The sequence below is a fragment of the Cellulomonas sp. T2.31MG-18 genome (assembly GCF_964266755.1).
Classification (GTDB): Bacteria; Actinomycetota; Actinomycetes; order Actinomycetales; family Cellulomonadaceae; genus Cellulomonas.
Genome location: NZ_CAXWGW010000001.1, coordinates 680,661 through 702,674, shown reverse-complemented (window position 1 = coordinate 702,674; position 22,014 = coordinate 680,661). Strand labels below are relative to the sequence as shown.

The following is a 22,014-nucleotide window of genomic DNA, read 5'->3' as shown; positions in this document are numbered from 1 at the left end:
GTGCCCGGCTCAGTGCCCGACGAGCGCGGGCATCCGCGTGTACAGGTCGGTGGTGAACGTGACGACCGTCGAGATCATCCAGTGGCCGGTGACCACCAGGGCGATCGCGGCGCCCAGCGCCTTGGGCACGAAGCTCAGCGTGACCTCCTGCACCTGGGTCATCGACTGCACCAGGGACACGACCAGCCCGATCACCAGGGCGGTCACCAGCACGGGTGCGCAGAGCTTGGCAGCGACCATCAGGGCCTGCACCGCGATGTCGAGGACCGCCTCGGTGGTCATCCGCCGGCCCCCGTGTACGAGCCGAGCAGGGCCTTGATCACCAGGCCCCAGCCGTCCACCAGCACGAACAGCAGCAGCTTGAACGGCAGGGACACCATGACGGGCGGCAGCATCATCATGCCCATCGCCATCAACGAGCTGGAGACGACCAGGTCGATCACCAGGAACGGCACGAAGATGACGAAGCCCATGATGAACGCGGCCCGCAGCTCCGAGAGCATGAACGCCGGCGCCAGGGTGGTGAACGGCACGTCGGCCGCGGACTGCGGGTTGGGCCGCTGGGCGGCGCGCGTCACCAGCGCCAGGTCCTGCTCGCGGGTGTGCGCCACCATGAACGTCGCCAGGGGCTTCTCCCCCGCGCCGATCGCCTCGGAGAAGCTCGTCTGACCGTGCAGGTAGGGCTGCACCGCCTGGGTGTTGATGTCCCCGATGGTCGGCGCCATCACGAACAGGGACAGGAAGAGCGCGAGGCCGGCGATCGCCTGGTTGGGCGGCACGCCCTGCAGGCCCAGGGCGTTCCGGGTCATCGCCAGGACGACGAAGATCTTGGTGAAGCTGGTGGTCATGATCAGCAGCGAGGGTGCGACGGACAGCACCGTGATGCCCAGCAGCACCGTGATCGAGCTGCTCGGGGTGCCGTCGACGCCGTTCACGCTGACGTGCACCGAGCCGGGGGCGGCCGGGGTGGCGGCCGGCGTCGGCGCGCTCGGGCTGGCGGGCTTGGTGGGACCGGCGGCTGGCACGACCGCGGCTGGCACGACCGCGGCGGCCGTCGTCGTGCGCGTGCTCGCGACCGCACCCGACGAGGCCAGCAGCACCAGGCCGCCGGCCAGGCACAGCGCCGCCAGCAGCCGCAGGGCGCGCACCACGCGCGCCGGGGCGGCGACCTGCGCCAGCTCGGGCTCGACCACGGTGCGCGCAGCGGTGTCGCGGCGCGGAGCGAACATCACCGGCGGACCGTCCGGTCCTGCAGCGCACGGACCGCTGCACGCCACGTCTGCGGGGACAGCACGGAACCGGACAGTGCCCCGGCCAGCGCGGACTGGTGGGACGCGTCATCGAGCGCGGGACGCGGGTGCGGCACGGCACCGAGAGCCGGCCCGGCACCCGGCAGGCCGGGCGTGCCGCCGACGACGGGCCCCGGGACGCCGGCGCCGGCGGCCGTGGTCGTCGTGACCGCCGCCTGCTTGGCCGCCTTGGCGCCCGTCCGGTCGCCGGTCGCACCGGCCGGCGCGCTGGCCACCGGACCGAGCTCGGTCAGCAGCTGCACGGACGTGTCGCTGAAGCCGACCAGCAGCCGCCGGTCGCCGGCGGCGATCACCGCGACGCCGGAGTGCCGGCCCAGACCCTGCCGGCCCACCACGTGCACGTCCGCCTCGCGCGTGCGCTCCGCGGCGCGGCCGGCGGACATCCGCCGGCCGACGTACACGATGAGCGCGATCACGACGCCGAGGGAGACGGCGACCCGCAGCAGCACCAGGAGGGTCTCGCCCATCAGCGGTCGGCCTCCACGCCGGACACGATCTCGGTGATCCGGACGCCGTACTCCTCGTCCACCACCACCACCTCGCCGCGGGCGATCAGGCGGCCGTTGATCATCACGTCGGCCGGCGCACCGGCCGCACGGTCCAGCTCGAGCACCGTGCCGGGGGCCAGCTCGAGCACCTGCCGCAGCGGCAGGCGAGCCCGGCCCAGCTCGGCCGTCAGGGTCATGTCGACGTCGTAGAGCACCCGCATGCTGGCCCGCGGGGTCGGCACGGCCGAGGCGCCGCCGGCCACCGGCACGCGCCCGCCGCGCACCCGCACCGCGAACCAGCCGAGCGTGGTGCCCGCGGCCTGCAGGGCGAACAGCTGGGAGTCGTCGGTCAGCACGCTGCCCGCGGAGTCGGTCCGGGCGGACTCCAGCACGCCGGTGCCGAGCCGGGCGGCCGCAGCCTCCAGCGCCGGACGCAGCGCATCGGTCAGCGCCACCGGGGTGCCCTCGCTGACACCGGCGGCGGTCAGCTCGGCGACCACGGCCTCCGCGACCACCACCAGCTCGGCGCTGGGCGACCCGACGAACGAGGCGACCACCGCGACGGCGTCCGGGTCCGGCCGGTCACCGGGGGCGGCCGGCACCGCGACCAGCGGGACCGTCGAAGGGACCATCGCCGCCGCCGCGCCTGCGACCGCCTGCACCTCCAGGTCGCTCACAGTGGTGGCGTTCATGCGTTCTCCTCCTCGACGTCGACCACCCGGCAGGCGAGCCGGGAGCCCTGGCTGCCCACGGCAGCGCGGGCGAGCACCACACCGTCGACGACCACGTCGAGCGGACGGGTGGCGGGATGCTGCAACGGCAGGACGTCGCCGACGGCGAGCCCCACCACCTCCGGGGGGCGGACCGTGACGGGTGCGAACCGCACCACCAGGTCCACCGGGACCGCCGTGACGGCCACCTCGAGCTGCGCGCGCGCGTGGGCCGCCTCGCGCCGGTCGTCCTCCGACCGGGTCTCGTCCGTCTCGGCCAGCCGCATCGCGGCCAGCAGGTTCTCCGCCGGGACCATCAGCGTCGCGGTGTCCACCCGCTCGCCGGTGTGCAGCGTGAACCGGGCGACCAGCACGGCGTCGCTGGCCGGCACCGCCTGCACGAACTGGGGGCTGTACTGGACCGCCCGCATCGACAGGCTGAGCGGTGCGACCGTCGTGAAGGCGTACCGCAGGTCGTCCAGCGCGGGCTGGAGGAGCTCGCGGACCACGGTCAGCTCGATGTCGGTCAGCTCGCGGCCCTCGCGGTCGTCACCGAGCCCGGTGCCGCCGAACAGGTAGTCGACCCACACCATCACGGTCTCCACCGGCGTCTGCAGCAGTGCCGTCTGGCGGGTCTGCTCGACGGTGCACAGCATCAGGGCCGTGCGGGCGGGCAGGGTGCCGACGTACTCGTCGTACGGCATCAGCTCGACGCGGTCGCACGTCGCGGAGCACAGCGCGCGCAGGCGCGAGGTCAGCTGGGTGCCCCACATGCGGGCGAACCGCTCGAACGCCATCTCCAGCCGGCGGCCGTGGTCGCGGGCGAGGGTCATCGGGCGGCGGAAGTCGTACAGCTCGGGCTCGGCGCTGCGCGCGCGGCCCGTCGCCGTCCGGGATGCAGGCCCGGGCGCGGACCGGGGCGCGGGCACGCCGAGGGTCGCCTCCGGCGCCTGGGGGGCTGTCACGAGCAGCCCATCGGCGGGCAGCGCGGCTTCCTGAGCGAAACGTGTGCGAGAGCCGCTCACGTGCGTCTGGTCGTGCTTCCCCGCCACCGGCCGTCGTGGCCGGCGCCTCGTGGTGCTGTGCCCGAACGAGGACTACGGGGCGGTGCGGCGCCCTCCATGGCGCCCCGGGTGCGCCGGGCTGGTGCCCGGCGGGACGGTGCGGCGGTCCGTGCCGCCGCTCACCGTCACTGGGTGACGAAGTTCGTCAGGTAGAGGTCCATCACCTCCCCCTTGTAGGCCTTCTCCAGGGAGGTCAGCAGCTCCGCCTTCATCTTGTCCCGCGTGGCGGCGTCGGAGACCTCGGCCACCGTGTGGCCGGAGAACTCCGCGATCGCCAGGTCGAGAGCGCGGGAGGGGTTGGGAGCCGTCTTGGTCTCCTTGGTCAGCTGCAGGCCCATGCCGAGGCGCAGGTAGTGGCCGTCCGCGAGGTTGATGCTGATCGCGTCGACCGTGAGCACCTCCCCGGCGACCGGCGTGGGGGTCGCGTGCGCCTTGGGCGTGCCGCCGGTGGGCCGCAGGAAGAACCAGTAGCCCGCGCCGCCGCCGAGCAGCAGCACGACGACCAGCACGACGACCAGGAGCTTCTTGGACTTCTTCGGCTTCTTCTCCGCCGGCGGCTCGGCCGGCGTGCGGGAGCCGATGGTCGAGGACGGCGACGCCGGCCGGGGGGCGCCGATCTTCTGCGAGATGATCCGCTGCTCGGTGGGCACTGGCTCCTCCTTCGGGTGTCTGGCTCGGGTGGCGGGATCGAGAGTCTGGGTGGGTCGGTCGCGGCGGGTTGGGTCGCGGGGTCAGCCGCCGGCGGCGACTATCGGCAGCAGCTTGCGGACCGCGTCGGGTGCGCTGGACAGCACCACCAGGTCCACCCGGCGGTTGGCCGCGAGCGCCTGGTCGTCGGCCCCGGGCACCTCCGGGCGGGCGTCGCCGAAGCCGACCGCCATGATCCGGTCCGCCGGCATGCCGTCGGACTCGACCAGCCGGCGCAGCACCTGCGTGGCCCGGTCGGACGAGAGCTCCCAGTTGGTGGCGTACTTGCCCGAGCCGGACACCGGCAGGGTGTTGGCGTGCCCCTCGACGGACACCTGCTCGGTGATGCCGCGCAGCGTGGGCGAGAGGGTGTCGATCACGCGCTGGGACGTGGGCGTCAGCTGGGCCGACTCGGGACCGAAGAACACGTCCTGGGCGACCAGGCCGATGATCAGACCGCGCTCGGTGATCTTGTAGTCCACCGCGTCGCTGAGGCCGACGGCTCCCAGCTCCGACTTGATCGCGTCGCGGATCTGCTCCAGGTGCGCCGCCTCGGCCCGCGCCGCGAGCAGCAGCTTCGGGTCCGTCGTCGGCGAGTTCGCGGCCGGCTTCGCCCCCGCCGCCTGCGGGGCGCTCGCCTGCTGGCCCAGCCCCTTGTCCGCGGTGACCAGGCCCGCCGTGCCGACCTCGTTGGCGTTGGTCGCGGCGCTGACGCCGTCCAGCACGCCGGGGTTCGACTCGAGCACCGAGCTGTGCACCGTGCCCTGCCCGAAGCCGGTCGCCAGCGAGTCGCGCAGCGCGGTGAACTTCTGCTGGTCCACCTGGCTGATCGCGAACAGCACGATGAACAGGCCCATCAGCACGGTCATCATGTCCGAGTAGCTGACCGCCCAGCGCTCGGCGTTGGTGTGGTCGTCGTCGTCGACCTTCTTGCGCCGACGGCGCGGCGGGGTGCTCATGCCGCCTTCTTCTCGCCGGCGGCGCGTGCGTCGTCGGGCAGCAGGCTGCGCAGCCGCTCGCCGACCAGCCGGGGGTTGGCACCGGCCTGCACGGCCAGCAGCCCCTCGAGCGCGAGCTCCATCTGGGCGCACTCGAGGTCCGACATCCGGCGGATGCGGCTGCCCAGCGGCATCCAGACGACGTTGGCGGACAGCAGGCCCCACAGGGTGGCGACGAACGCCGAGGCGATCGACTCGCCGAGCTTGCTGGGGTCGGACAGGTTCTGCAGCACGTGCACCAGCGAGATGACGGTGCCGATGATGCCGATGGTCGGCGCGTAGCCCGCCATGTCGTGGAAGTACTTGGCGTGCATGCGGTCGAGCCGGCGCTTGGACGCGATCCGGTCCTCGAGCATCATCCGCAGGTCCTCGGGGTCCGTGCCGTCGATCGCCGACTGCAGGCCCGAGCGCAGGAACGGGTCGGTGATGGTGCGGGCGGCGTCCTCCAGCGCGAGCAGACCCTCCCGGCGCGCCTTGTCCGCCAGGCTGACCAGGGTCTCGATGGTGCCCGACGGGTCCGGCGCCTTGCTGCGCAGCGCCGTCGGCACCGCGGCGAAGGAGCCCATCGCGTCCTTCAGCGTGTGGCCCATCAGGCCGACGGCGAGCGTGGTGACCCACACCAGCAGCAGCGGCCCGGGCAGCACGATGGCCATCGGCGGGGTGCCCTCGATGAGCATCACCACGAAGACGGTGCCGAGGGCGACGGCCAGACCGATCAGACCTGCGGGATCCATCAGCGCACCGTCCGCAGGTGGGCACGGCCCTCGTCGTGGGGACCTCTCGGGTCCGGCTCGTCGTCCGGACCGCCCTCCGGCTCGTCGTCCGACGGCACCGAGGCCAGGTGCACCGACTGCCGCTCGGTCTCGATCTGGCGGGCCCGGGCCAGCACCAGCGCCCGGTGCTCGGTGATGCGGGAGATCACCTCGGCCATCGACTCCTCGACGATGTACTTGCTGCCGTCGATGAGCGTCAGGATCGTGTCCGGCGCACTCTCGACGCGCTGGACCAGATCGGGGTTCACCCCGAAGAGTCCGCCGTTGAGGCGCGTCACGATGATCACGGTGGTCCCGTCCCTGGTCCCTGCATGCGGCTGGATGCCGTTGAGCCCGTCCGTGGGCTCGTTGCCTTCCCGATCGGCCGTGCGCCCTGCCTGCTGAGGACTTCAGCCTGCTGAGGACGTCAGCCGGCCGGGTGGTAGGCCCAGTGCCAGCTCTCGCCGGGCACGTCGGCCTGGAAGCCGTACGACGGCGCGTTGCGCTGCATCCACGCCTGTGCGGCACCGTTCAGCTGCAGGTCCGCGGCGATGCCCCAGCCGTGCTCGCTGGTGCCGGGCTTGGCCGCGAGACCGCCCTGCGAGTACAGGCCCTTGCTGGCGGCCAGCTGCACCTGCTCGTCGTACGGCCGGTACGTCTCGGTGACACCGACGGTGACGCCGTCCGCCTTCGCCGCGGCGATCAGCTTGGTCATCGCAGCGGCCGCCGGGCCCCACATCTTCTTGCCGGTGTCGCCGACGGGCGCGAGGGCCGAGTCGGGGATGCGGCCGTTGCCGTAGGCCGCCAGGTCGGTGGGGACCCGGTTGGCACCGAGCGTCCCGGCCGCCGTGGCGGCGGTCGACGACGAGGCCGACGACGCGCCCAGCGACGAGCCCGACGAGGACGAGCTCCTCGCCAGCTCCTGCGCCAGCACGTCGTCGAACGCCGCGCCCCCGGCCGCCCCGGCCGCCGTGACCCCCGGGCGCGAGGCGAGCGCGACACCGCCGACACCGGCGACCGGGCCGGACACCAGGGACTGCAGTTGCAGCACCCGGGCGGAGATCTGGGAGATCTGCGAGAGACCGTCCATCAGCCGGCTCAGCGCTTGAGGTTGACGAGCTCCTGCAGGACCTCGTCGGACGTGGTGATGACGCGGGAGTTCGCCTGGAAGCCGCGCTGGGCGACGATCAGGTTGGTGAACTCGCTGGACAGGTCGACGTTGGACATCTCCAGCGCGCCGCCGGCGAGCGTGCCGCGACCGCCGGTGCCGGCCGCGCCGAGCTGCGGGTTGCCCGAGTTCACCGTCGTCTGGAACAGCGAGCCGCCGGCCTTCTCCAGGCCCGCCGGGTTGGTGAACGACGCGAGCGCGATGCGGCCGATCACCTGCTTGAGGCCGTTGCTGAACGCGCCGGTGATGGTGCCGTCGCTGCCGAGCGAGAAGGACTGCAGCGTGCCGGCCGCCTGGCCGTCCTGCTTGCTCGCCGCGACGGTGTCCAGGCCGGCGAAGCCGGTGATCTTGGAGATGTCGACTGTGATGCCGCCCACCGTCAGCGTGCCGGCCGAGGTGAGCTTGCCCGTGCTGTCGAACGCCAGCGGGCCGTAGGCGGTGCTGGCCGCGCCGTCGTTGCCGGTCAGGTTCCACGTCGTGACGCCCGCAGCCGTGGTGCTGGCCTGGAACGTCAGGTTGAGCTGGGTCTCGTTGCCGGTCGAGTCGTAGACGCCGATCGCGCGGGTGATCGTGGTGCCGTCCGGCGCAGACTGCTCCAGGTTGCCCTCGTACGTCGCGCTCTTGGTGGCGATCGCCGCCATCAGCGTGCCGGCGGGCACCCGCAGGTCCGTCAGCGGCCCGTTGGTGTCGATCACGCCGTTGGTGGCGGCCCAGCCCTGCACCAGGGCGCCCTCGCCCGGCAGCACCATCTGACCGGTGGAGTCGAAGTCGAACGACCCGGCGCGCGTGTAGTACGTGTCGGCGCCCTTGCGGACGGCGAAGAACCCGTCGCCCTGGATCATCATGTCGGTGCTGCGGCCGGTCAGCTGCGAGGCACCCTGCGAGAAGCTCGTCGTGATGCCGGCCACCCGCACGCCCAGGCCCACCTGGGCCGGGTTGGTCCCGCCGACGCCCGCGCCGGGCTGGGCGCCGCCCGCGTTGGACACCAGCTGGCTGAGCGTGTCCTGGAACTGGATCTGCGAGCTCTTGAAGCCCGTGGTGTTGACGTTGGCGATGTTGTTGCCGGTCACGTCGAGCATCGTCTGGTGGCTGCGCAGACCGCTGATGCCGGAGAAGAGCGAGCGAAGCATGGTGGTGTCCCTTCGGGTGGAGCGGGTCAGGCGCTGGCGGAGGTGCCGGCGGTGGTGCCGGTTGTGGTGCCGGCGGACGTGCCGGACGGGGTGACGGTGCGGACCTCGTCGAGGCCGACGTCGGTGGTGCCGACCCGCAGGGTGGGCACGGTGGAGGTGTAGGAGACGGCGGAGACCTGGCCGTGCTGCTCGGTCCCGTTGGCGTCGTTCCAGGTCACCTGGCGGCCGACGAGCGTGGCGGCGGCGACGCGCATCTGCAGCGCGAACTCGTTCTGCGACGTGGTGGTGAGCTCGGTGAGGCTCTGCATCGTCGACATCTGGGTGGTCTGCGTCATCATCGCCGAGGTGTCCATCGGCGAGCTGGGGTCCTGGTTCTTCAGCTGGGCGATCAGCAGCTGCATGAACGCCTTGCTGTCCAGCTGGGTCTTGTCCTTGGGTGCCGAGGCGCCCGCCGTGGCGGCCGTCCGGTCGGACGTGAGGTACGAGACGTCGATGCTCATGCGGGTCTCCGTGGTGGGCTGAGGGTCGGCCGGGCCGGTGGGTGGTGGGGGGTCAGACGAGGAGGTCGAGGCCTCCGGGTCGGACCCCGGCGGCGCCGGGCGCCGGTCCGCGCTGGGTGGCCGGTGCGCCGGTCCACGGTCCGGTGCGGTCGTCCGCCGGCCGGGCCGGTGCACCCTGGCGGTCGCCCGAGCGGCTGTCGGGCTGACCGCCGGACTGGCTGCCGGACTGGCTGCCGGGCTGGCCGGCCGCGGGGCCGCCCGTCCCCTGGCGGCCGCTCCCCTGGTCGGGACCGGAGCTCCCGGCGTCGACCGTGATGCCGGCGGCGGAGAGGTCCTTGCGCAGGTCGGACAGCGCACCGCGGAGCGCCTCCTTCGCCGCGTCGGTCGCCCCCGCGAGCTCCACCCGGACGGACTGGGCCGTGATGTGGGCGACCACCCGGACGGTGCCGAGGTTCTCCGGGTCCAGCGGGACCGACAGCACGTGGTGACCGGCGGCGAGGCCCGTCAGGGAGCGAAGCCGGGCGCCGAGCTGGTCGGCGACGGGCAGCGGCGTCGTGGGCGTCGCCTGTGCGGCGGCCGGGGCGGCCGGGGTGGGCGCGGAGGTGGTCGGCGCAGAGGTGGTCGGCGCGGAGGGGGCGTTGAGCGGCACGGCAGCCTGCGCGGCGGCGGCGCCGGTGGCGTCCACCCGCACGGGGGCGTCGGGGAGGGCAGCGGCCGGCTGGGTGGCGGCGCCGACGGGCGCGGTGGCGGTCGCAGCGGCGGCGTCCGGTGCGCGGTGGTCGGCGGCGGTCCGGGTGCCGCTCGTGCCGGCGCCGGCTGCCGCCGTACTCGGCGTGGCCGCGGCAGCAGCGGCGGTGGTGCCGGTGGCGAGGGTCCGCGGGTCCGCACCGGCGCGGCCGGGCTGACCGGCGGCCGCCTCGGCTCCCGTCGGGAGGGTGGTGGTGGTAGGCGTGCCGGCCGCCGGTGCGCCCGCAGTCACCGCTGCACGTGCCCCGACGCCGGTCGCACCTGCGACAGCGGCCGCGGAGGGCACCGGGGCAGCGGTGGACGCCGCCGTCGTCGTCTGCCCGACCGCCGCGGCCGTCGCCGCCGTCGCAACCGTGGTCGTGGTCACCGCTGCACCGGCCGCGGCGAGCTGGGCGGCCGTCTGCGGGGTGGCACCCTGGAGGGCGGTGCCCTGCACGGCGGTGCCCTGCGCCGCCGCACCCTGCGCGGTGGTCGAGGTCGCCGTGCCGGCGGACCCGGCCGACGACGAGGCCGCGGCCGACGAGCCGGCTGCCGCGGCGTCCCCCGGTCCACCCGTCGTCGTCGCGTCGCTCCCCGACGCCGCACGCGTGCCCCTGCCGGCAGGCCGGTCCCGGCGGTCCACCGCCCGGTCGGCACCAGGGTCCGGCACCCGCTCGGGGCTGTGGTCGGGCCGAGCGTCGCTGCCGCGGTCGGCACGGTCCGCACGGTCGGACCCGGGCGACGGCACGCTGCGGGCCGTGCTCGCCAGGTGCGCGGCCAGCAGGTCGTCGAAGCCGCTGCCGCTGGTCTGCGCGGCCGCGTACCGGGCGGGCCGCACCGCCGGGGCGGTCGGCGTGACCGTCGTCGTGCTCATGCCTTCGTCCCCTCGTCGTCGCGTCCGGGGACGCCGCCGTCCGTGCGACGGCGCGCGGCCGCCTCGTCCAGCACGTGCTGCTCGGCCCGGCCCTCGGCCAGGCGCTCGCGCTCCTCGTGGTGCTCCGCCAGCCGCTCGACGGCCCGCAGGTCCCGCCGCGCGGCCGACCAGGCATCCCGGCGCTCGTCCGCGGCGCGGTCCGCCTCGGCCGCCTCGGCCGAGCGCTCGGCGAGCAGGCTCGACAGCGCCAGCCGGGACGCGATGGTGGCGTGGAAAAGGACCTGGTCCACGGGCTCGCCGGTCGCGGCCAGCCGCTGCAGGGTGTCGTCGGCCACGGCCCGCCGCTCGCGCCGGCGCCGCTCGGCCTGACCCAGCTCGCCGGCGGCCGTCTCCTCGCGGAACGTGCGCACGCGCAGCAGCCCGCCCAGCCCGAACACGCTCATGCCGCGCCCCCGTCCATCGAGCCGACCAGGGCGGCCAGCCGCTGCCACGACTGCTCCGCCGGCGCGCGCTCCGTCATGTCCTGGCACAGGAACGCCTCGATCGCGTCGGCGTGGGCCAGGGCGGTGTCCACCTGCCGGTTGGACCCCGGCACGTAGGCGCCGACGTCGATCAGGTCCTGCGCCTGGGACCGCGCCGCCAGCACGCTGCGCAGCCGCTGGGCGGCGGCCCGCTGCTCGCGGGACGTCACCCGGTTGGCCACCCGGCTGATCGATGCGAGCGCATCAACCGACGGGAAGTGACCGGCCACGGCCAGGCGGCGCTCCAGCACCACGTGCCCGTCGAGGATCGACCGGGCGGCGTCCGCCACCGGCTCGTTGTGGTCGTCGCCGTCCACCAGCACCGTGTACAGGCCGGTGACCGAACCCCGCGGTCCGGTGCCGGCCCGCTCGAGCAGCCGGGCCAGCATGGCGAACGTGCTCGGCGGGTAGCCGCGGGTCGCCGGCGGCTCGCCGACGGACAGCCCCACCTCGCGCTGGGCCATCGCGACGCGGGTGAGCGAGTCCATCATCAGCACCACGTGCCGGCCCTCGTCGCGCAGCTGCTCGGCGATGCGGGTCGCCAGGAACGCCGACCGCAGCCGCACCAGCGGCGGCTCGTCGGACGTCGCCACCACCACCACCGACCGCGCCAGGCCCGCCGGGCCCAGGTCGTCCTCGAGGAACTCGCGCACCTCACGGCCGCGCTCCCCGACCAGGGCGATCACCGAGACCTCGGCCTCGGTGCCGCGGGCGATCATCGACAGCAGGCTCGACTTGCCGACGCCGGACCCGGCGAACAGCCCCAGCCGCTGCCCGCGACCGACGCTCACCAGCGTGTCGAGCACGCGGACGCCCAGGTCGAGGGGGGTGTCGACACGGGCGCGCTCCAGCGGGTGCGGTGCGGCGTGCTCCACCGGCAGCCAGCCGTCGGCCTGCAGCGGTCCGCGCCCGTCGATCGGCCGGCCCAGCCCGTCCAGCACCCGGCCCAGCAGCCCGCGCCCGACCGGCGCGCACAGCGTGCCGCCCGTCGACCGCGCCGGCAGCCCGGCACGCAGTCCGTCGGCGGGGCCCAGCGGCAGGCACCGCACGGCGCCGGAGGCCGTGGCGACCACCTCGGCCGGGATCGCCTCGGCACCGTCGCCGATCCGCAGCAGCCCGCCCACCGGCGCGTCGAGCCCGGACACCTCGACCGAGAGGCCGACGACGGACCGCACCGTCCCCACCCGCTCGGGCCGGGCGGCGGTCAGCACGCGCCCCCACGCGGGCACCACGGTGAGGTCCGGCCGCACGGCCGTGCCGAGCGCCGTCACGACGCACCCCCGGAGGCCAGCGCCGCTCGCGCGCGGTCGAGCGCCGTGCCGATGCGCGCGTCCAGCCAGCCGTCCGGCAGGTCGGCCACCGCGTCGCCGCGCGCCAGCGAGGGGTCGGCCACCAGCCGGGCACCGTCCGGCAGCTCGGGGTCGGAGCCGAGGGCGCGCACGTCGTCCGGGTTCAGCCGCACCACCACGGGCTCGACGTCGGCGGCCGTCACCCGGGCCAGCGCCGCCACGGCGCCGGTGGCCCCGTCGGACAGCTCGACGCCCAGCACCGCCTCGGCCAGCTCCAGCGCGCAGCGCAGCAGGGTCGCCTCGGCCTCGGCCAGCACGGGAGCGGTCCGGGACTGCGCACCCCTGGTCGCCGCAGCCAGCGCCGCGAGCGCTGCCGCGTGCTCGGCGGTGCGCCGGTGCTCGTCGGCGAGGCGGCGCTGGTCGGCCACCGCCTGGGCCCGCGCGGCGGTCCGGGCGGCGGCCCGCGCCCCCGCGGCGAACCCCGCAGCGAAGCCGGCGGCGTGCGCACCGTCGCCCGGGCGCTGCGTGGGCACCCCGACGCTCCCCGGCGCGTCCAGCGCGGGGTAGGCGACGGTGACCACGTCGCGGTCAGGCAACGTACTCGTCCTCGGCGTCGCGGCGGATGGTGATCTGCCCGCTCTCCTCGAGTCGGCGGATCACCTGCACGATGCCCGCGCGGGCGTCCTCCACCTGCGACATGCGGACCGGACCGAGCAGCTCGATCTCCTCGAGCAGGTTCTCGCGCGCCCGCTCGGACAGGTTGCGCAGCACGGTGTCGCGCACCTCCGGGCCGGAGCCCTTCAGCGCCAGCGCCAGCGCGGGAACCTCGACGCCGCGCAGCACCAGCTGCATCGCGCGGTCCTCGAGCAGCACGATGTCCGTGAACACGAACATCCGGCTGCGGACCTCCTCGGCCAGCGCCTCGTCGCGCGCCGCGAGCCCCTCGAGGATCGCCTTCTCGGTGCCGGGGTCGGCCCGGTTGATGATCTCGACCAGCGGCTGCACGCCGCCGACGGCCGCGAGCTCCCGCGGCGCGAGCACGGCGGACGCCTTGCGCTGCAGGCTCTCGGCCACCACGGCCACCACGTCCGGCGAGGCGCGCTCCATCAGCGCGATCCGGTGCGCGACGTCCGCCTGCTCGGCGCCGGGCAGACCGGCCAGGATCGCCGACGCGTGCTCGGGACGCAGGTGCGCCAGCACCAGGGCGACGGTCTGCGGGTGCTCACCGGACAGCAGCGACACCACCTGCCGGGCGTCGGCCTGCTGCAGGAACTCGAACGGCTGACCGGCCAGCGTGGTCTGCAGCCGCTCCATCATCCCGGCGGCCCGCTCGGTGCCGAGCGACGCCTCGAGCAGCCGCTGCGCCAGCCCCATGCCGCCGCCGAACGACGGCCCGGTGTTGGTCGCCTCCCAGAACTCGTCGAGCACCTCGCCTGCGACCTCGGGGTCGATCCGCTCCAGGTGCAGGATCTCGGCGGTCAGCTCCTCGATCTCCTGCTCGCTGAGCTGGGAAAGCACGCGGGCGGCACGGTCCTTTCCCAGCTGGAGCAGCAGCGTCGCGGCCTTCTGGGGCCCCGTCAGCCCGAGGCTCATCGCCGCCGCCCGGAGGAGGGTGCGGCCAGCCAGCCGCGCAGCAGCTCGGCGACCTCGGCGGGCTGTGCGTCCGCCATCGCCTCGACCTCTTCACGGCGCACGGCGCGCGGGTCCGGCAGCAGCGGCGACGGCCCCGGGGGCAGCACCGGGTGCAGGCCGGCGCCGTCGATGCCGTCCGGCAGGTCGAAGCCCTCGTCCACCGCGGTGAGCGATCCGAGGTCGAGCGCCTCTCGACGGGCCCTGCGGGACCGGCGCATGCCCAGCACCACCAGGAAGACCACCAGCAGCAGCACGGCCCCGGCGATCGCGGCCTGCTTGATCATCGACTGCTTCTTCTCGGCTGCCGTCGCCGCGTCCGCCTTGGCCAGGGCCGTCGCGGCGGTCTGCGCCGACGTGGTGTCGAAGGCCATCCGCTGCACCGAGATGGTGTCGCCGCGGGTGGGGTCGATGCCGGCGGCCGCCGAGATCGCCTGGGTCAGCGCCGTCATGTCCAGGCCGCCGCCCGCCTTGGCGTCGACGGCGACGGACACCGACTGCCGCTGCACACCGCCCGGCGGGGTGGTGACCACCTGGGTGCTCTTGTTCACCGAGTTGGTCACGTCCGTGCTGGTGGAGGTGTAGCTGCCGGTGCCGGTGCCCGCGGTGCTCGAGCCGGACGGGACGGCGATGTTGTCGGGACCGAGGACCCCGGCCGCACCCGCGCCGCCGGCGCCGCTGTACTGCTCCGTCTTGGTGGACGAGGCCAGCGGCGGCGTGGTCGGCGTGGCGGAGAAGGTCTCCGTGGTGGTCTGGCTGGACGACGTGCCGAGCTGCGCGGTGACCGTCACCGCGGCGTTCCCCGCGCCGACCAGCGGGTCGAGGATCCGCTGCACCGCCTGCTGCACGCGGGCCTCGTAGTCGGTGGTGGCGCCCGACGACATCGGGCCGCTGGTGGTGCCGGTGCCGACGGCGGACAGCACCTTGCCGGACGCGTCGATCACCGCGACGTCGGTGGGCGTCATGCCCTGGATGCCGGCGGACACCAGGTGGACGATCGCCTGCACCTGGTCGTTGCTCAGCGTCGCGCCGGTGCGCGTCCGCACGAACACCGAGGCGGTCGGGTCCTTCTTCTTCTCGACGAAGACGGAGTCGTCCGGGATCGCCAGCTGCACGGTGGCCTGGTCGACACCGTCGATCGCGCCGACCGTCTTGGCCAGCTCGCCCTCGAGCGCCCGCTGGTAGGTGGTCTTCTGCTGGAACTCCGACGCGGTGACCGGCATCGAGTCGAGCAGCGAGTACCCGGCACCGCTCTTGTTGGCCGGCAGGCCGGCCGCCGCCATCGCGATGCGTTCGGCGTACAGCTTGTCCTGCGGCACCAGGATCGTGGAGCCGCCGTCGGCCAGCTGGTACTTGACGCCCTTGGAGCCGAGCTGGTCGACGATCGCGCTGGCGTCCGCCCCGGACAGCCCGCTGAACAGCGGGCCCATGGTCGGCTTGGTCAGGTAGCTGGACAGCGCCACGCCACCGAGCACCAGGGCCGCGACGGCCAGCACCGCGAAGGTGCGCTGGGCGAGGGAGAACTGCCGCACCGCCGCCTGCAGGCGGGCGATGACGGACTGCAGCGGCGCGGGCATCAGGCCTGCATCCGCATGATCTCGTTGAACGCGTCGACCGCCTTGTTGCGGACCGCCGCGGTCAGCTCCATCGCCAGGTTCGCCTCGGAGGCGGCGATCGTGTAGTCGTGCACGTCGGTGAGGTCACCGGTGACGGCCTTGACCGACAGGTCCTGCGCGGTGGACTGCAGCTGCTGCAGCCGGTCGACGCCGGACAGCACGTTGGCGAACCCGGCGCCGGAGGTGGCCGGGGTGCCGGCGGTCGAGCCCGCAGCGGTGACGCCGGTGGTCGGTGCGACGCCCGTCAGGGCGGTCAGGGCCGGGCTCGCGGCGCCGACTGCGCCGATCGCGGAGACGCTCATGGTCACTTCCCGATCTGGAGAGCGGCCTGGTAGGCCTCGGTGGCGCGCTCGATCACGGCGGCGTTCGCCTGGTAGCCGCGCTGGGCGATGATCAGCTGGGTCATCTGGCTGGCGGTGTCGATCTCCGGGTACCGCACGTTGCCCTGGGCGTCGGCCAGCGGGTTGCCCGGCTCGTAGACCACCCGGCCGGTGGTGTCGCCTGACAGCTGGGTGCCGGCGACGACGACCCCGCCCTCGCCGCCCATCTCCTGGGCCACCACGTACCGGGCCTGGAACGCCGACTGGGAGGTGCTGGTCGCGTCGTTGACGTTGGCCAGGTTGTCGCTGACCGCGTCGAGCCACTTGCGGTGCACCGTCAGGCCGGAGCCGGCGATGCCGAGGGCGCCGAAGATCGTCATCAGGCGGTCCGCATCGCGGCGCGCACGTCGGACAGCTGGCTGGACACGGCCTGCGACGCGAGCTGGAAGCGCAGGTTGGTGTCGATGTTCAGCACGGTCTCGGTGTCGAGGTTGACGTTGTTGCCGTCGGTGCGGGTCGGCTCGAGCGACCGCGACTCGGTGGCGGTGACCGCACCGGAGCCCTGGGAGACGGCGGCGCTGAGCGCCTGCTCGAACGACACCCGTCGGGCCGTGTACCCCGGGGTGTTGATGTTGGCGACGTTGTCCGCGATCGCACGCTGACGCAGGGCGAGCCCGTCCAACGCACTGTGCAGCGCGACATAGCTCACCGAGTCGAACAGACCCATGGCCGTGCACACCTCATCGACGAGTACGAGAGGCCGATCCGTGGCCAGAGGGTCGAGCGATCCGTGCTCAGCCCTGTCGATCGGCAGGGCTGACGAGGTGCTGAGGAGTTTCTTCACGACGAGCCTGGTCAGGCCCGAATCCCGGGGATCTGTCGTGTTCTCCCCGGCGGAGGGGCGCTGTCAGCCGTCGATGTCGACGTACACCGGGCGCCGCTCGGCGACGGTGCCGAGCACGGCGCGGGTGGCGGCCAGCTGCCGCCGCGACCGCACGACCGCCTCCGAGACGGCCTTCGCCACCTCGAGCTGACGGTCGCGCAGCGTGCGCGCCCGCTCCTCGAGGCTGGCCGGCAGCGGGCCCAGCTCCACCGGCGGGCGCCAGGTGCGCACGGCGGGCGCCATGCCTCCCCCGGTGCCGTGCGCCGCGGCGAGCAGCAGCTCCGCGGCGGCGACGTCCAGCTCCAGTGCGTCGAGCGCCTGCTCCCAGGCGTCCGACCACCCGGTGGTCATGCGACGCCGAGCAGCCCGGTGGCCGCGACGGGCTCGGCCGCGGGGCGGTCGGCCCCGGCGAGCGCGTCGGCCGCCTCGTGCCAGGCCTCGGCCAGCGGGGCGACCACGCCGCGGCAGGCCTCGACGCGGGCGGCGTCGCCGGTGGTGCCGGCGGTCAGCAGCTCGTTGAGCACCCAGCCGTACAGCGACATCAGGCGGTTGCCGCCCTCCCACGCCGAGACGTCCAGCGTGGCGATCAGCTCGCACACGATGTCCTGGGCGTGCGCCAGGTGGGTGCCGGCACCGCCGCGGTCACCGGACTCCAGCGCGGACGTGGCGCGGTGCAGGTCCAGCAGCAGCCGGTCGTACAGCAGCGTCAGCAGCCGGGCCGGCGAGGCCGTGGCGACGGAGTCCACCAGGTAGCGGGCGCGCAGGTCGGACATCAGAAGTCCTCCGGTGGGGTCAGTTCGACGACGAGCTGGACGAGCCGCTGAGCGACCCGAGCTGGCTGGCCAGCCAGCTCGACTGCGACTTGAGGTTGGACAGCGTCACCTCGAGGTTGGAGTACGTCGTCTGCAGGCTCTCCCGGCGCAGCTGCAGGGTGACGTCCCACTGGCTGATCTGGTCACCGAGGTCCTTGACCACGCCCTGCTGGGCGGTGATCTCGGCGGTCAGGCTGCCGCTGGTCGGGTCCGAGGTCGACGTGGTCACCGCGGCGACGCGGGCGGCCAGCCCGGAGACGACGTCCTGCACCTTCTGCGGGTCGGCGGCGAGCGCCGCGCTGTAGGCCGCCTGGTCGAACGCGAAGGTGCCGTCGCGCTGGATCGAGATCCCGACGGTCGACGGGGAGACGCCGTTGACCGGGTACGACGCGGCCGCGGTCAGCTGCTGCTGCAGCGTGCTGACGGACGAGTCCATGCCGAGGACCCCGGGCGTCACCACGGTGCCGCCCGTGGTGGGGTCCGTGGTGGTCGTCGAGCTGGTCCGGCTGGAGATCTCCCCCAGCACCAGGTTCAGCTGGCTGACCAGGTTGGAGCCGAGCGTGCTCAGCGCGGCGGTGTCCCGGCCGAGGGTCAGCGTCACCGGGTTGGTCTCGACGGCGCTGGTGGTGATCGACACCCCGGTCAGCACGTTGCTGAACGTGTTGGTGGTCGAGGTGAACGTCTGCGCGGCCGAGGTCCCCGGCCACAGGGTCAGCTGGGCGTCCTGCGCGGTGGTCAGCGAGGTGAGCGACTTCGACGTCGCCGTCCCGGCGGTCACGTCGGCGGGGGTGCCCTGGTACAGCTGGAAGGCGTTGGCGGCGCCGGTCTGCTTGGCCGAGAGCTGCAGGCGGTAGCCGCCGGTCACCTGCACGGCGACGGCGGAGACGCCGGCGTTCGAGTTGGTGATCGCGCTCGCCAGGCCGGTGACGCTGGTGATGCCGGTGGTGTCGATCTGCGTGGACCCGGCGGCGGAGGTCAGGGTCAGCGAGTTGCCGCTGCCGGTGAAGGACGCGACGTCGGTGAAGACGTCGGTCAGCGACACCTGCCGCTGCGCCAGCTTGTCGACGGTGAAGCTCACCTGGGTCGGCGAGGCACTGTTCGAGGCCGTCGCGGTGACGGAGGTGGCCGACGAGGTCGCGGTCAGCGCGGCCCAGGACGTGGCGGTCGAGGCGGCCGTCGCTGCGGTGCCGAGCGAGGCCACCTTCGTGTTCAACGACTGCAGCGCGGCGATGAACGTCTGGGTGTCGGACTGCTTCGTCTTGAGCAGGGTCTGCGGACCCGACTCGACGGACATCAGCTGGTTGATCAGGTCGGTCGTGTTCAGACCGCTGACCAGGCCGTCGATGCCCATGCTGCTGGTCGCCACGAGATCCGCCCTTGCTGCCGTCGAAAGTGGTTCAGACGGCACCGGCGGCGCGGGAAGGAGCCCGTCGCCGCCGGTGCCGGGTGCGGGCGCCGCAGGGGCGCTCGCGTCTGGTGACCGTCAGCCGGTCACCGGGGTAACTCAGCCGAGGAGCTTGAGCACGCTCTGCGGCAGCTGGTTCGCCTGGGCGAGCATCGAGGTGCCGGCCTGGGACAGGATCTGGGCCCGGGTGAACGAGACCATCTCCGACGCCATGTCGGTGTCACGGATGCGGGACTCCGACGCGGACAGGTTCTCGACCGCCACGTTGAGGTTCTTCACCGTGTGGTCGAAGCGGTTCTGCACGGCACCGAGGTTGGCGCGGACCGTGGAGACCGTGCGGATGGCGGTGTCGATCGCGGTGATCGCGAGGTCCGCACCCGACGCCTGGCTGCCCGTCAGGGTGTTGGTGGCCAGGTTCGCCGCCGTCGGAGCCGTCGCCTGGGTGAAGGTCAGACCCGTGGTCGTACCCCCCACCGTGAGGTAGCCGGTGCCGAAGGTGGCGTCCGCCGCCTTCTGAACCGCGGCGAGCCGAGCCGTCGCGGTCGAGCCGGACGCGAACTGGACGGTCGACAGGTCGAGGGACTTGCCCCCCACCGAGATGGTGCCGTTGAGACCGTCGAAGCTCTCGGAGAGCGTGAAGTCCTTCACGCCTGCGCCAGCACCCGCCACGGTGACGACGCCCGCGGTCCCCGCGGCCGAGGCCGTGGTCTGCGTCACCGTGTTGCCGACGTTCGTCGTGGTGACGTCGACGCCGTCCACGCCGAGGCCCTTGGCGCCCATCGAGGTGCTCACGCCCACCGTGATCGTCTCGCCGACGTTGGCGCCCACCTGGAACTTGCCGGTGTAGCTGCCGTCCAGCAGCTTGGTGCCGTTGAACTGCGTGGTGTCGGAGATGCGGGTCAGCTCGGACTTGAGCTGGCTCATCTCGGACTGGATGTTGCCCTTGGCGTCGGCCGACAGACCACCGGTGTTGGAGGCCTGCACGGACAGGTCGCGCATGCGCTGCAGGATCGAGGTGGACTCGTTCAGCGCACCTTCAGCGGTCTGCACGACCGAGGTGCCGTCCTGGGCGTTGCGGACGGCGACCTTCAGGCCACCGATCTGCGAGCGCAGGCCCTCGGAGATGGCCAGGCCGGCCGCGTCGTCGGCCGCACGGTTGATGCGGAAGCCCGACGACAGCTTCTCCAGCGACTTGGAGAGGTCGTTCTGGGTGTTGGAGAGGTTGTGGTACGCGTTGACTGCCGCGATGTTCTGGTTGATCGAGAGACCCATCGTTCTCTTCCTCCTGAGTTCGGGTCGAGCGGCCCATCCGTGGGCACACCCCGTTCATCGCCACCCGGGGCGCTGGTCTGAGAAGTTCTGCGCGGACTTTTCGTCGCGGTGCGCAGATCGCCTCCGTGCAGGCGTCAGGCGCCGAGCGCCCGGCTGGCGAAGGCCGTCGGCATCACGCTGCCGGTCCGCGGCGAGGGAACGCTGGCGCCGTACACGCTGGCCGGCATCGACGCCCGCGCCGCGACCGCGGCGAAGTACGCCTGCCGGCGCCGCTCGGCGACGCCGCCCGGACGCTCGCCACCGCGCACCAGCCCGGGGTTCATCGACGCGTTCATGCCGTCGCGCAGCAGCCCCAGCGCCTCGGTGCGCAGCTGGCTGATGCGCGACTGGGTCACGCCGAGCTCGTCGGCCAGGTCGGCGATCGACCGGTCGTCCAGGTACAGCCCGCTGATGACGGCGCGCAGCCGCTCCGGCAGCACCTCGACCGCCGAGCGCAGCCAGTGCCGCTGCTCGGCGGCCAGCACCTGCTCCTCGGGGGTCGCGTCGTCGTCGGCGATGGAGTCGGCGATCGGCGTCTCCGACGCGTCGATGGACAGCACGCGCCGCTCGGCGTCGTGCCGGGCGACGTCGACGCCGGCGGCGTCGGTGCCGAGCGCAGACGCGAGCTCGTCCCGGCTGGGCTCGCGGCCCAGCGTGGCGCGCAGACGCTCGGTCACGTCGGAGAGCTCACGCACCCGGCGGCGGGCGGAGCGGCTGGCCCAGTCCATCGAGCGCAGCTCGTCGAGCAGGGCGCCCTTGATGCGCAGCGAGGCGTAACGAGCGAACGGCACACCGGCCTCGGGGTCGAAGCTGCGCGCGGCGAGGACCAGGGCGAGCGAACCTGCGGAGGCCAGCTCGTCGCGCGTCACCGACGGCGGGACGCGGTGCAGCAGCTCGGTGACGTGGTAGCCGACCAACGCGAGGTTGTTCACCACCAGCTCGTCGTGCGCGTTCATGGGAGAAAGGTCGTCGTTCCCACACGACGACTTGAACGGTTCCGGTGCAGTGGAGAGGAACGCCCGAAGGGGTCATTGCGTCGGGCGTGCAACAAATCCGGACGTATGGTCCGGCGGAAATTCGGACGTTCTCCGTCAGATCGCTCCACGTCCCGGGATGCGTGTGATCGACGTCACATCGCCGATTCCTACGACGTTGCACACCCGTCTCACATGCTGGTCACCGTCGGTCTGGGGCTACCGCTCGGTATGCAGGTCAGCGTCGGATTGGGCCGTTCGGGTCAGATCCCGGCGGTACCGGCCGATACCTACGGCAGAGTTCACCGCGGCTTCACCAGCCGACCACCGGACCGTGCACGAGAGGAGGGCAGAGGAGATGTCGTTGACCCAGCTGTCCGACGTCCTCTGGCAGGAACGTCACCTGCTGGACCTGCTCCTGTTCAAGCTCGAGGAGGAGCAGCTGGTGCTGAGCAGCGGCCGCACCCGCTGGCTCGCCAACGCCACGCGCGAGGTCGAGGCGGTGCTGGACGAGATCCGCTCCGCCGAGATCGCCCGCGCCGTGGCCGCCGACTCCGCCGCCCGCGAGCTCGGGCTGAGCCCCGACGCCGGTCTGCGCGCCCTCGCCGACGCCGCCCCGGAGCCGTGGGACGAGCTGCTGCGCGCCCACCACGAGGCGTTCCTGTCCCTCACCGGCGAGATCAGCCGGCTGGCGGACGACAACCGCGAGCTGTTGGCCATGTCGCACCGCGCCACGCAGGAGACCCTGATGTCCCTGCAGGACTCGGTGCAGACGTACGACGGGTCCGGCCAGGCGGCCGTGCTCGCCGAGCACGGCTCCCGCGTCCTCGACCGGTCGATCTGAGGC

The 22,014-nt window shown here is 73.5% G+C and carries 27 protein-coding genes; 1 reads left to right on the top strand and 26 read right to left on the bottom strand.

Going from position 1 to position 22,014, the window contains the following annotated elements:
* Positions 1-9: 9 nt before the first annotated feature.
* The 26 genes from ACFQTY_RS03235 to ACFQTY_RS03110 form a co-directional block, all read right to left on the bottom strand.
* Positions 10-282: a flagellar biosynthetic protein FliQ gene (locus ACFQTY_RS03235; RefSeq protein ID WP_337973655.1), complete on the bottom strand. Its 273-nt coding sequence runs from the start codon at positions 280-282 to the stop codon at positions 10-12.
* Positions 279-1,229 carry a flagellar type III secretion system pore protein FliP gene (fliP, locus tag ACFQTY_RS03230; protein WP_378099083.1) on the bottom strand — a complete coding sequence of 317 codons (951 nt, stop codon included), beginning with the start codon at positions 1,227-1,229 and terminating at the stop codon, positions 279-281. The genes ACFQTY_RS03235 and fliP overlap by 4 nt, the downstream gene beginning before the upstream one ends.
* Positions 1,229-1,777 (bottom strand): flagellar biosynthetic protein FliO, encoded by a 549-nt coding sequence (locus ACFQTY_RS03225; protein WP_378097195.1) that lies wholly within the window; start codon positions 1,775-1,777, stop codon positions 1,229-1,231. The genes fliP and ACFQTY_RS03225 overlap by 1 nt, the downstream gene beginning before the upstream one ends.
* Complete coding sequence (gene fliN, locus ACFQTY_RS03220) at positions 1,777-2,490, bottom strand: flagellar motor switch protein FliN (protein ID WP_291758171.1); 714 nt, start codon at positions 2,488-2,490, stop codon at positions 1,777-1,779. Before fliN ends, ACFQTY_RS03225 begins: the two co-directional genes overlap by 1 nt.
* Positions 2,487-3,473, bottom strand: a complete 987-nt coding sequence (locus tag ACFQTY_RS03215; RefSeq protein ID WP_378097190.1) for a flagellar motor switch protein FliM — start codon at positions 3,471-3,473, stop codon at positions 2,487-2,489. Before ACFQTY_RS03215 ends, fliN begins: the two co-directional genes overlap by 4 nt.
* Positions 3,474-3,697: 224 nt before the next feature.
* Positions 3,698-4,222: a flagellar basal body-associated protein FliL gene (fliL, locus tag ACFQTY_RS03210; RefSeq protein ID WP_378097187.1), complete on the bottom strand. Its 525-nt coding sequence runs from the start codon at positions 4,220-4,222 to the stop codon at positions 3,698-3,700.
* Between the two features lie 81 nt (positions 4,223-4,303).
* Entirely contained in the window at positions 4,304-5,218 is a 915-nt protein-coding gene (locus ACFQTY_RS03205) for a flagellar motor protein MotB (RefSeq protein WP_378097184.1), read from the bottom strand.
* On the bottom strand, positions 5,215-5,991 hold the full coding sequence (locus tag ACFQTY_RS03200) for a motility protein A (RefSeq protein ID WP_378097181.1): 777 nt from the start codon (positions 5,989-5,991) through the stop codon (positions 5,215-5,217). The genes ACFQTY_RS03205 and ACFQTY_RS03200 overlap by 4 nt, the downstream gene beginning before the upstream one ends.
* Positions 5,991-6,308, bottom strand: a complete 318-nt coding sequence (locus ACFQTY_RS03195; RefSeq protein ID WP_378097178.1) for a flagellar FlbD family protein — start codon at positions 6,306-6,308, stop codon at positions 5,991-5,993. Before ACFQTY_RS03195 ends, ACFQTY_RS03200 begins: the two co-directional genes overlap by 1 nt.
* Before the next feature lie 128 nt (positions 6,309-6,436).
* Positions 6,437-7,099, bottom strand: coding sequence for a D-alanyl-D-alanine carboxypeptidase family protein (locus ACFQTY_RS03190; protein WP_378097175.1), 663 nt, complete (start codon positions 7,097-7,099; stop codon positions 6,437-6,439).
* 8 nt (positions 7,100-7,107) lie between these two features.
* Positions 7,108-8,307, bottom strand: coding sequence for a flagellar hook protein FlgE (locus ACFQTY_RS03185; RefSeq protein ID WP_378097172.1), 1,200 nt, complete (start codon positions 8,305-8,307; stop codon positions 7,108-7,110).
* A gap of 26 nt (positions 8,308-8,333) precedes the next feature.
* The gene (locus ACFQTY_RS03180) at positions 8,334-8,807 is read right to left on the bottom strand and encodes a flagellar hook assembly protein FlgD (RefSeq protein ID WP_378097170.1); all 474 of its coding nucleotides are present in this window, start codon (positions 8,805-8,807) and stop codon (positions 8,334-8,336) included.
* Positions 8,808-8,859: 52 nt separating this feature from the next.
* Positions 8,860-10,407, bottom strand: a complete 1,548-nt coding sequence (locus ACFQTY_RS03175) for a flagellar hook-length control protein FliK (protein WP_378097167.1) — start codon at positions 10,405-10,407, stop codon at positions 8,860-8,862.
* Positions 10,404-10,850: a flagellar FliJ family protein gene (locus tag ACFQTY_RS03170; protein WP_378097164.1), complete on the bottom strand. Its 447-nt coding sequence runs from the start codon at positions 10,848-10,850 to the stop codon at positions 10,404-10,406. Before ACFQTY_RS03170 ends, ACFQTY_RS03175 begins: the two co-directional genes overlap by 4 nt.
* Positions 10,847-12,199 carry a FliI/YscN family ATPase gene (locus ACFQTY_RS03165; RefSeq protein ID WP_378097161.1) on the bottom strand — a complete coding sequence of 451 codons (1,353 nt, stop codon included), beginning with the start codon at positions 12,197-12,199 and terminating at the stop codon, positions 10,847-10,849. The genes ACFQTY_RS03170 and ACFQTY_RS03165 overlap by 4 nt, the downstream gene beginning before the upstream one ends.
* Entirely contained in the window at positions 12,196-12,813 is a 618-nt protein-coding gene (locus ACFQTY_RS03160) for a FliH/SctL family protein (RefSeq protein ID WP_378097158.1), read from the bottom strand. The genes ACFQTY_RS03165 and ACFQTY_RS03160 overlap by 4 nt, the downstream gene beginning before the upstream one ends.
* Complete coding sequence (gene fliG, locus ACFQTY_RS03155) at positions 12,806-13,810, bottom strand: flagellar motor switch protein FliG (RefSeq protein ID WP_337973669.1); 1,005 nt, start codon at positions 13,808-13,810, stop codon at positions 12,806-12,808. Before fliG ends, ACFQTY_RS03160 begins: the two co-directional genes overlap by 8 nt.
* Positions 13,807-15,423: a flagellar basal-body MS-ring/collar protein FliF gene (gene fliF, locus ACFQTY_RS03150; protein WP_378097154.1), complete on the bottom strand. Its 1,617-nt coding sequence runs from the start codon at positions 15,421-15,423 to the stop codon at positions 13,807-13,809. The genes fliG and fliF overlap by 4 nt, the downstream gene beginning before the upstream one ends.
* Positions 15,423-15,764, bottom strand: a complete 342-nt coding sequence (gene fliE / locus ACFQTY_RS03145; RefSeq protein WP_378097151.1) for a flagellar hook-basal body complex protein FliE — start codon at positions 15,762-15,764, stop codon at positions 15,423-15,425. The genes fliF and fliE overlap by 1 nt, the downstream gene beginning before the upstream one ends.
* Before the next feature lie 2 nt (positions 15,765-15,766).
* Complete coding sequence (locus tag ACFQTY_RS03140; RefSeq protein WP_378097148.1) at positions 15,767-16,162, bottom strand: flagellar basal body rod protein FlgC; 396 nt, start codon at positions 16,160-16,162, stop codon at positions 15,767-15,769.
* Complete coding sequence (locus ACFQTY_RS03135) at positions 16,162-16,509, bottom strand: flagellar basal body protein (RefSeq protein ID WP_291758201.1); 348 nt, start codon at positions 16,507-16,509, stop codon at positions 16,162-16,164. The genes ACFQTY_RS03140 and ACFQTY_RS03135 overlap by 1 nt, the downstream gene beginning before the upstream one ends.
* Positions 16,510-16,689: 180 nt before the next feature.
* Entirely contained in the window at positions 16,690-17,016 is a 327-nt protein-coding gene (locus ACFQTY_RS03130) for a hypothetical protein (protein ID WP_378097144.1), read from the bottom strand.
* Positions 17,013-17,438 carry a flagellar export chaperone FliS gene (gene fliS, locus ACFQTY_RS03125; RefSeq protein ID WP_378097141.1) on the bottom strand — a complete coding sequence of 142 codons (426 nt, stop codon included), beginning with the start codon at positions 17,436-17,438 and terminating at the stop codon, positions 17,013-17,015. The genes ACFQTY_RS03130 and fliS overlap by 4 nt, the downstream gene beginning before the upstream one ends.
* Before the next feature lie 19 nt (positions 17,439-17,457).
* Positions 17,458-18,843, bottom strand: a complete 1,386-nt coding sequence (fliD, locus tag ACFQTY_RS03120) for a flagellar filament capping protein FliD (protein ID WP_378097138.1) — start codon at positions 18,841-18,843, stop codon at positions 17,458-17,460.
* Between the two features lie 138 nt (positions 18,844-18,981).
* Positions 18,982-20,154, bottom strand: coding sequence for a flagellin (locus ACFQTY_RS03115; RefSeq protein WP_378097134.1), 1,173 nt, complete (start codon positions 20,152-20,154; stop codon positions 18,982-18,984).
* A 134-nt stretch (positions 20,155-20,288) separates the two neighbouring features.
* On the bottom strand, positions 20,289-21,149 hold the full coding sequence (locus tag ACFQTY_RS03110) for a sigma-70 family RNA polymerase sigma factor (RefSeq protein ID WP_378097131.1): 861 nt from the start codon (positions 21,147-21,149) through the stop codon (positions 20,289-20,291).
* Positions 21,150-21,525: 376 nt separating this feature from the next.
* Here ACFQTY_RS03110 and flgN point away from each other — a divergent pair, with 376 nt between their 5' ends.
* The gene (flgN, locus tag ACFQTY_RS03105) at positions 21,526-22,011 is read left to right on the top strand and encodes a flagellar export chaperone FlgN (protein ID WP_337973677.1); all 486 of its coding nucleotides are present in this window, start codon (positions 21,526-21,528) and stop codon (positions 22,009-22,011) included.
* Positions 22,012-22,014 lie beyond the last annotated feature (3 nt).

Bases quoted from the DNA above. Each gene is read 5' to 3' on its own strand.
- ACFQTY_RS03235 (WP_337973655.1), bottom strand. From the start codon at position 282: ATGACCACCGAGGCGGTCCTCGACATCGCGGTGCAGGCCCTGATGGTC.
- fliP (WP_378099083.1), bottom strand. From the start codon at position 1,229: ATGTTCGCTCCGCGCCGCGACACCGCTGCGCGCACCGTGGTCGAGCCC.
- ACFQTY_RS03225 (WP_378097195.1), bottom strand. From the start codon at position 1,777: ATGGGCGAGACCCTCCTGGTGCTGCTGCGGGTCGCCGTCTCCCTCGGC.
- fliN (WP_291758171.1), bottom strand. From the start codon at position 2,490: ATGAACGCCACCACTGTGAGCGACCTGGAGGTGCAGGCGGTCGCAGGC.
- ACFQTY_RS03205 (WP_378097184.1), bottom strand. From the start codon at position 5,218: ATGAGCACCCCGCCGCGCCGTCGGCGCAAGAAGGTCGACGACGACGAC.
- ACFQTY_RS03200 (WP_378097181.1), bottom strand. From the start codon at position 5,991: ATGGATCCCGCAGGTCTGATCGGTCTGGCCGTCGCCCTCGGCACCGTC.
- ACFQTY_RS03190 (WP_378097175.1), bottom strand. From the start codon at position 7,099: ATGGACGGTCTCTCGCAGATCTCCCAGATCTCCGCCCGGGTGCTGCAA.
- ACFQTY_RS03185 (WP_378097172.1), bottom strand. From the start codon at position 8,307: ATGCTTCGCTCGCTCTTCTCCGGCATCAGCGGTCTGCGCAGCCACCAG.
- ACFQTY_RS03180 (WP_378097170.1), bottom strand. From the start codon at position 8,807: ATGAGCATCGACGTCTCGTACCTCACGTCCGACCGGACGGCCGCCACG.
- ACFQTY_RS03175 (WP_378097167.1), bottom strand. From the start codon at position 10,407: ATGAGCACGACGACGGTCACGCCGACCGCCCCGGCGGTGCGGCCCGCC.
- ACFQTY_RS03170 (WP_378097164.1), bottom strand. From the start codon at position 10,850: ATGAGCGTGTTCGGGCTGGGCGGGCTGCTGCGCGTGCGCACGTTCCGC.
- fliG (WP_337973669.1), bottom strand. From the start codon at position 13,810: ATGAGCCTCGGGCTGACGGGGCCCCAGAAGGCCGCGACGCTGCTGCTC.
- fliF (WP_378097154.1), bottom strand. From the start codon at position 15,423: ATGCCCGCGCCGCTGCAGTCCGTCATCGCCCGCCTGCAGGCGGCGGTG.
- fliE (WP_378097151.1), bottom strand. From the start codon at position 15,764: ATGAGCGTCTCCGCGATCGGCGCAGTCGGCGCCGCGAGCCCGGCCCTG.
- ACFQTY_RS03140 (WP_378097148.1), bottom strand. From the start codon at position 16,162: ATGACGATCTTCGGCGCCCTCGGCATCGCCGGCTCCGGCCTGACGGTG.
- ACFQTY_RS03135 (WP_291758201.1), bottom strand. From the start codon at position 16,509: ATGGGTCTGTTCGACTCGGTGAGCTATGTCGCGCTGCACAGTGCGTTG.
- ACFQTY_RS03130 (WP_378097144.1), bottom strand. From the start codon at position 17,016: ATGACCACCGGGTGGTCGGACGCCTGGGAGCAGGCGCTCGACGCACTG.
- fliS (WP_378097141.1), bottom strand. From the start codon at position 17,438: ATGTCCGACCTGCGCGCCCGCTACCTGGTGGACTCCGTCGCCACGGCC.
- ACFQTY_RS03115 (WP_378097134.1), bottom strand. From the start codon at position 20,154: ATGGGTCTCTCGATCAACCAGAACATCGCGGCAGTCAACGCGTACCAC.
- ACFQTY_RS03110 (WP_378097131.1), bottom strand. From the start codon at position 21,149: ATGAACGCGCACGACGAGCTGGTGGTGAACAACCTCGCGTTGGTCGGC.
- flgN (WP_337973677.1), top strand. From the start codon at position 21,526: ATGTCGTTGACCCAGCTGTCCGACGTCCTCTGGCAGGAACGTCACCTG.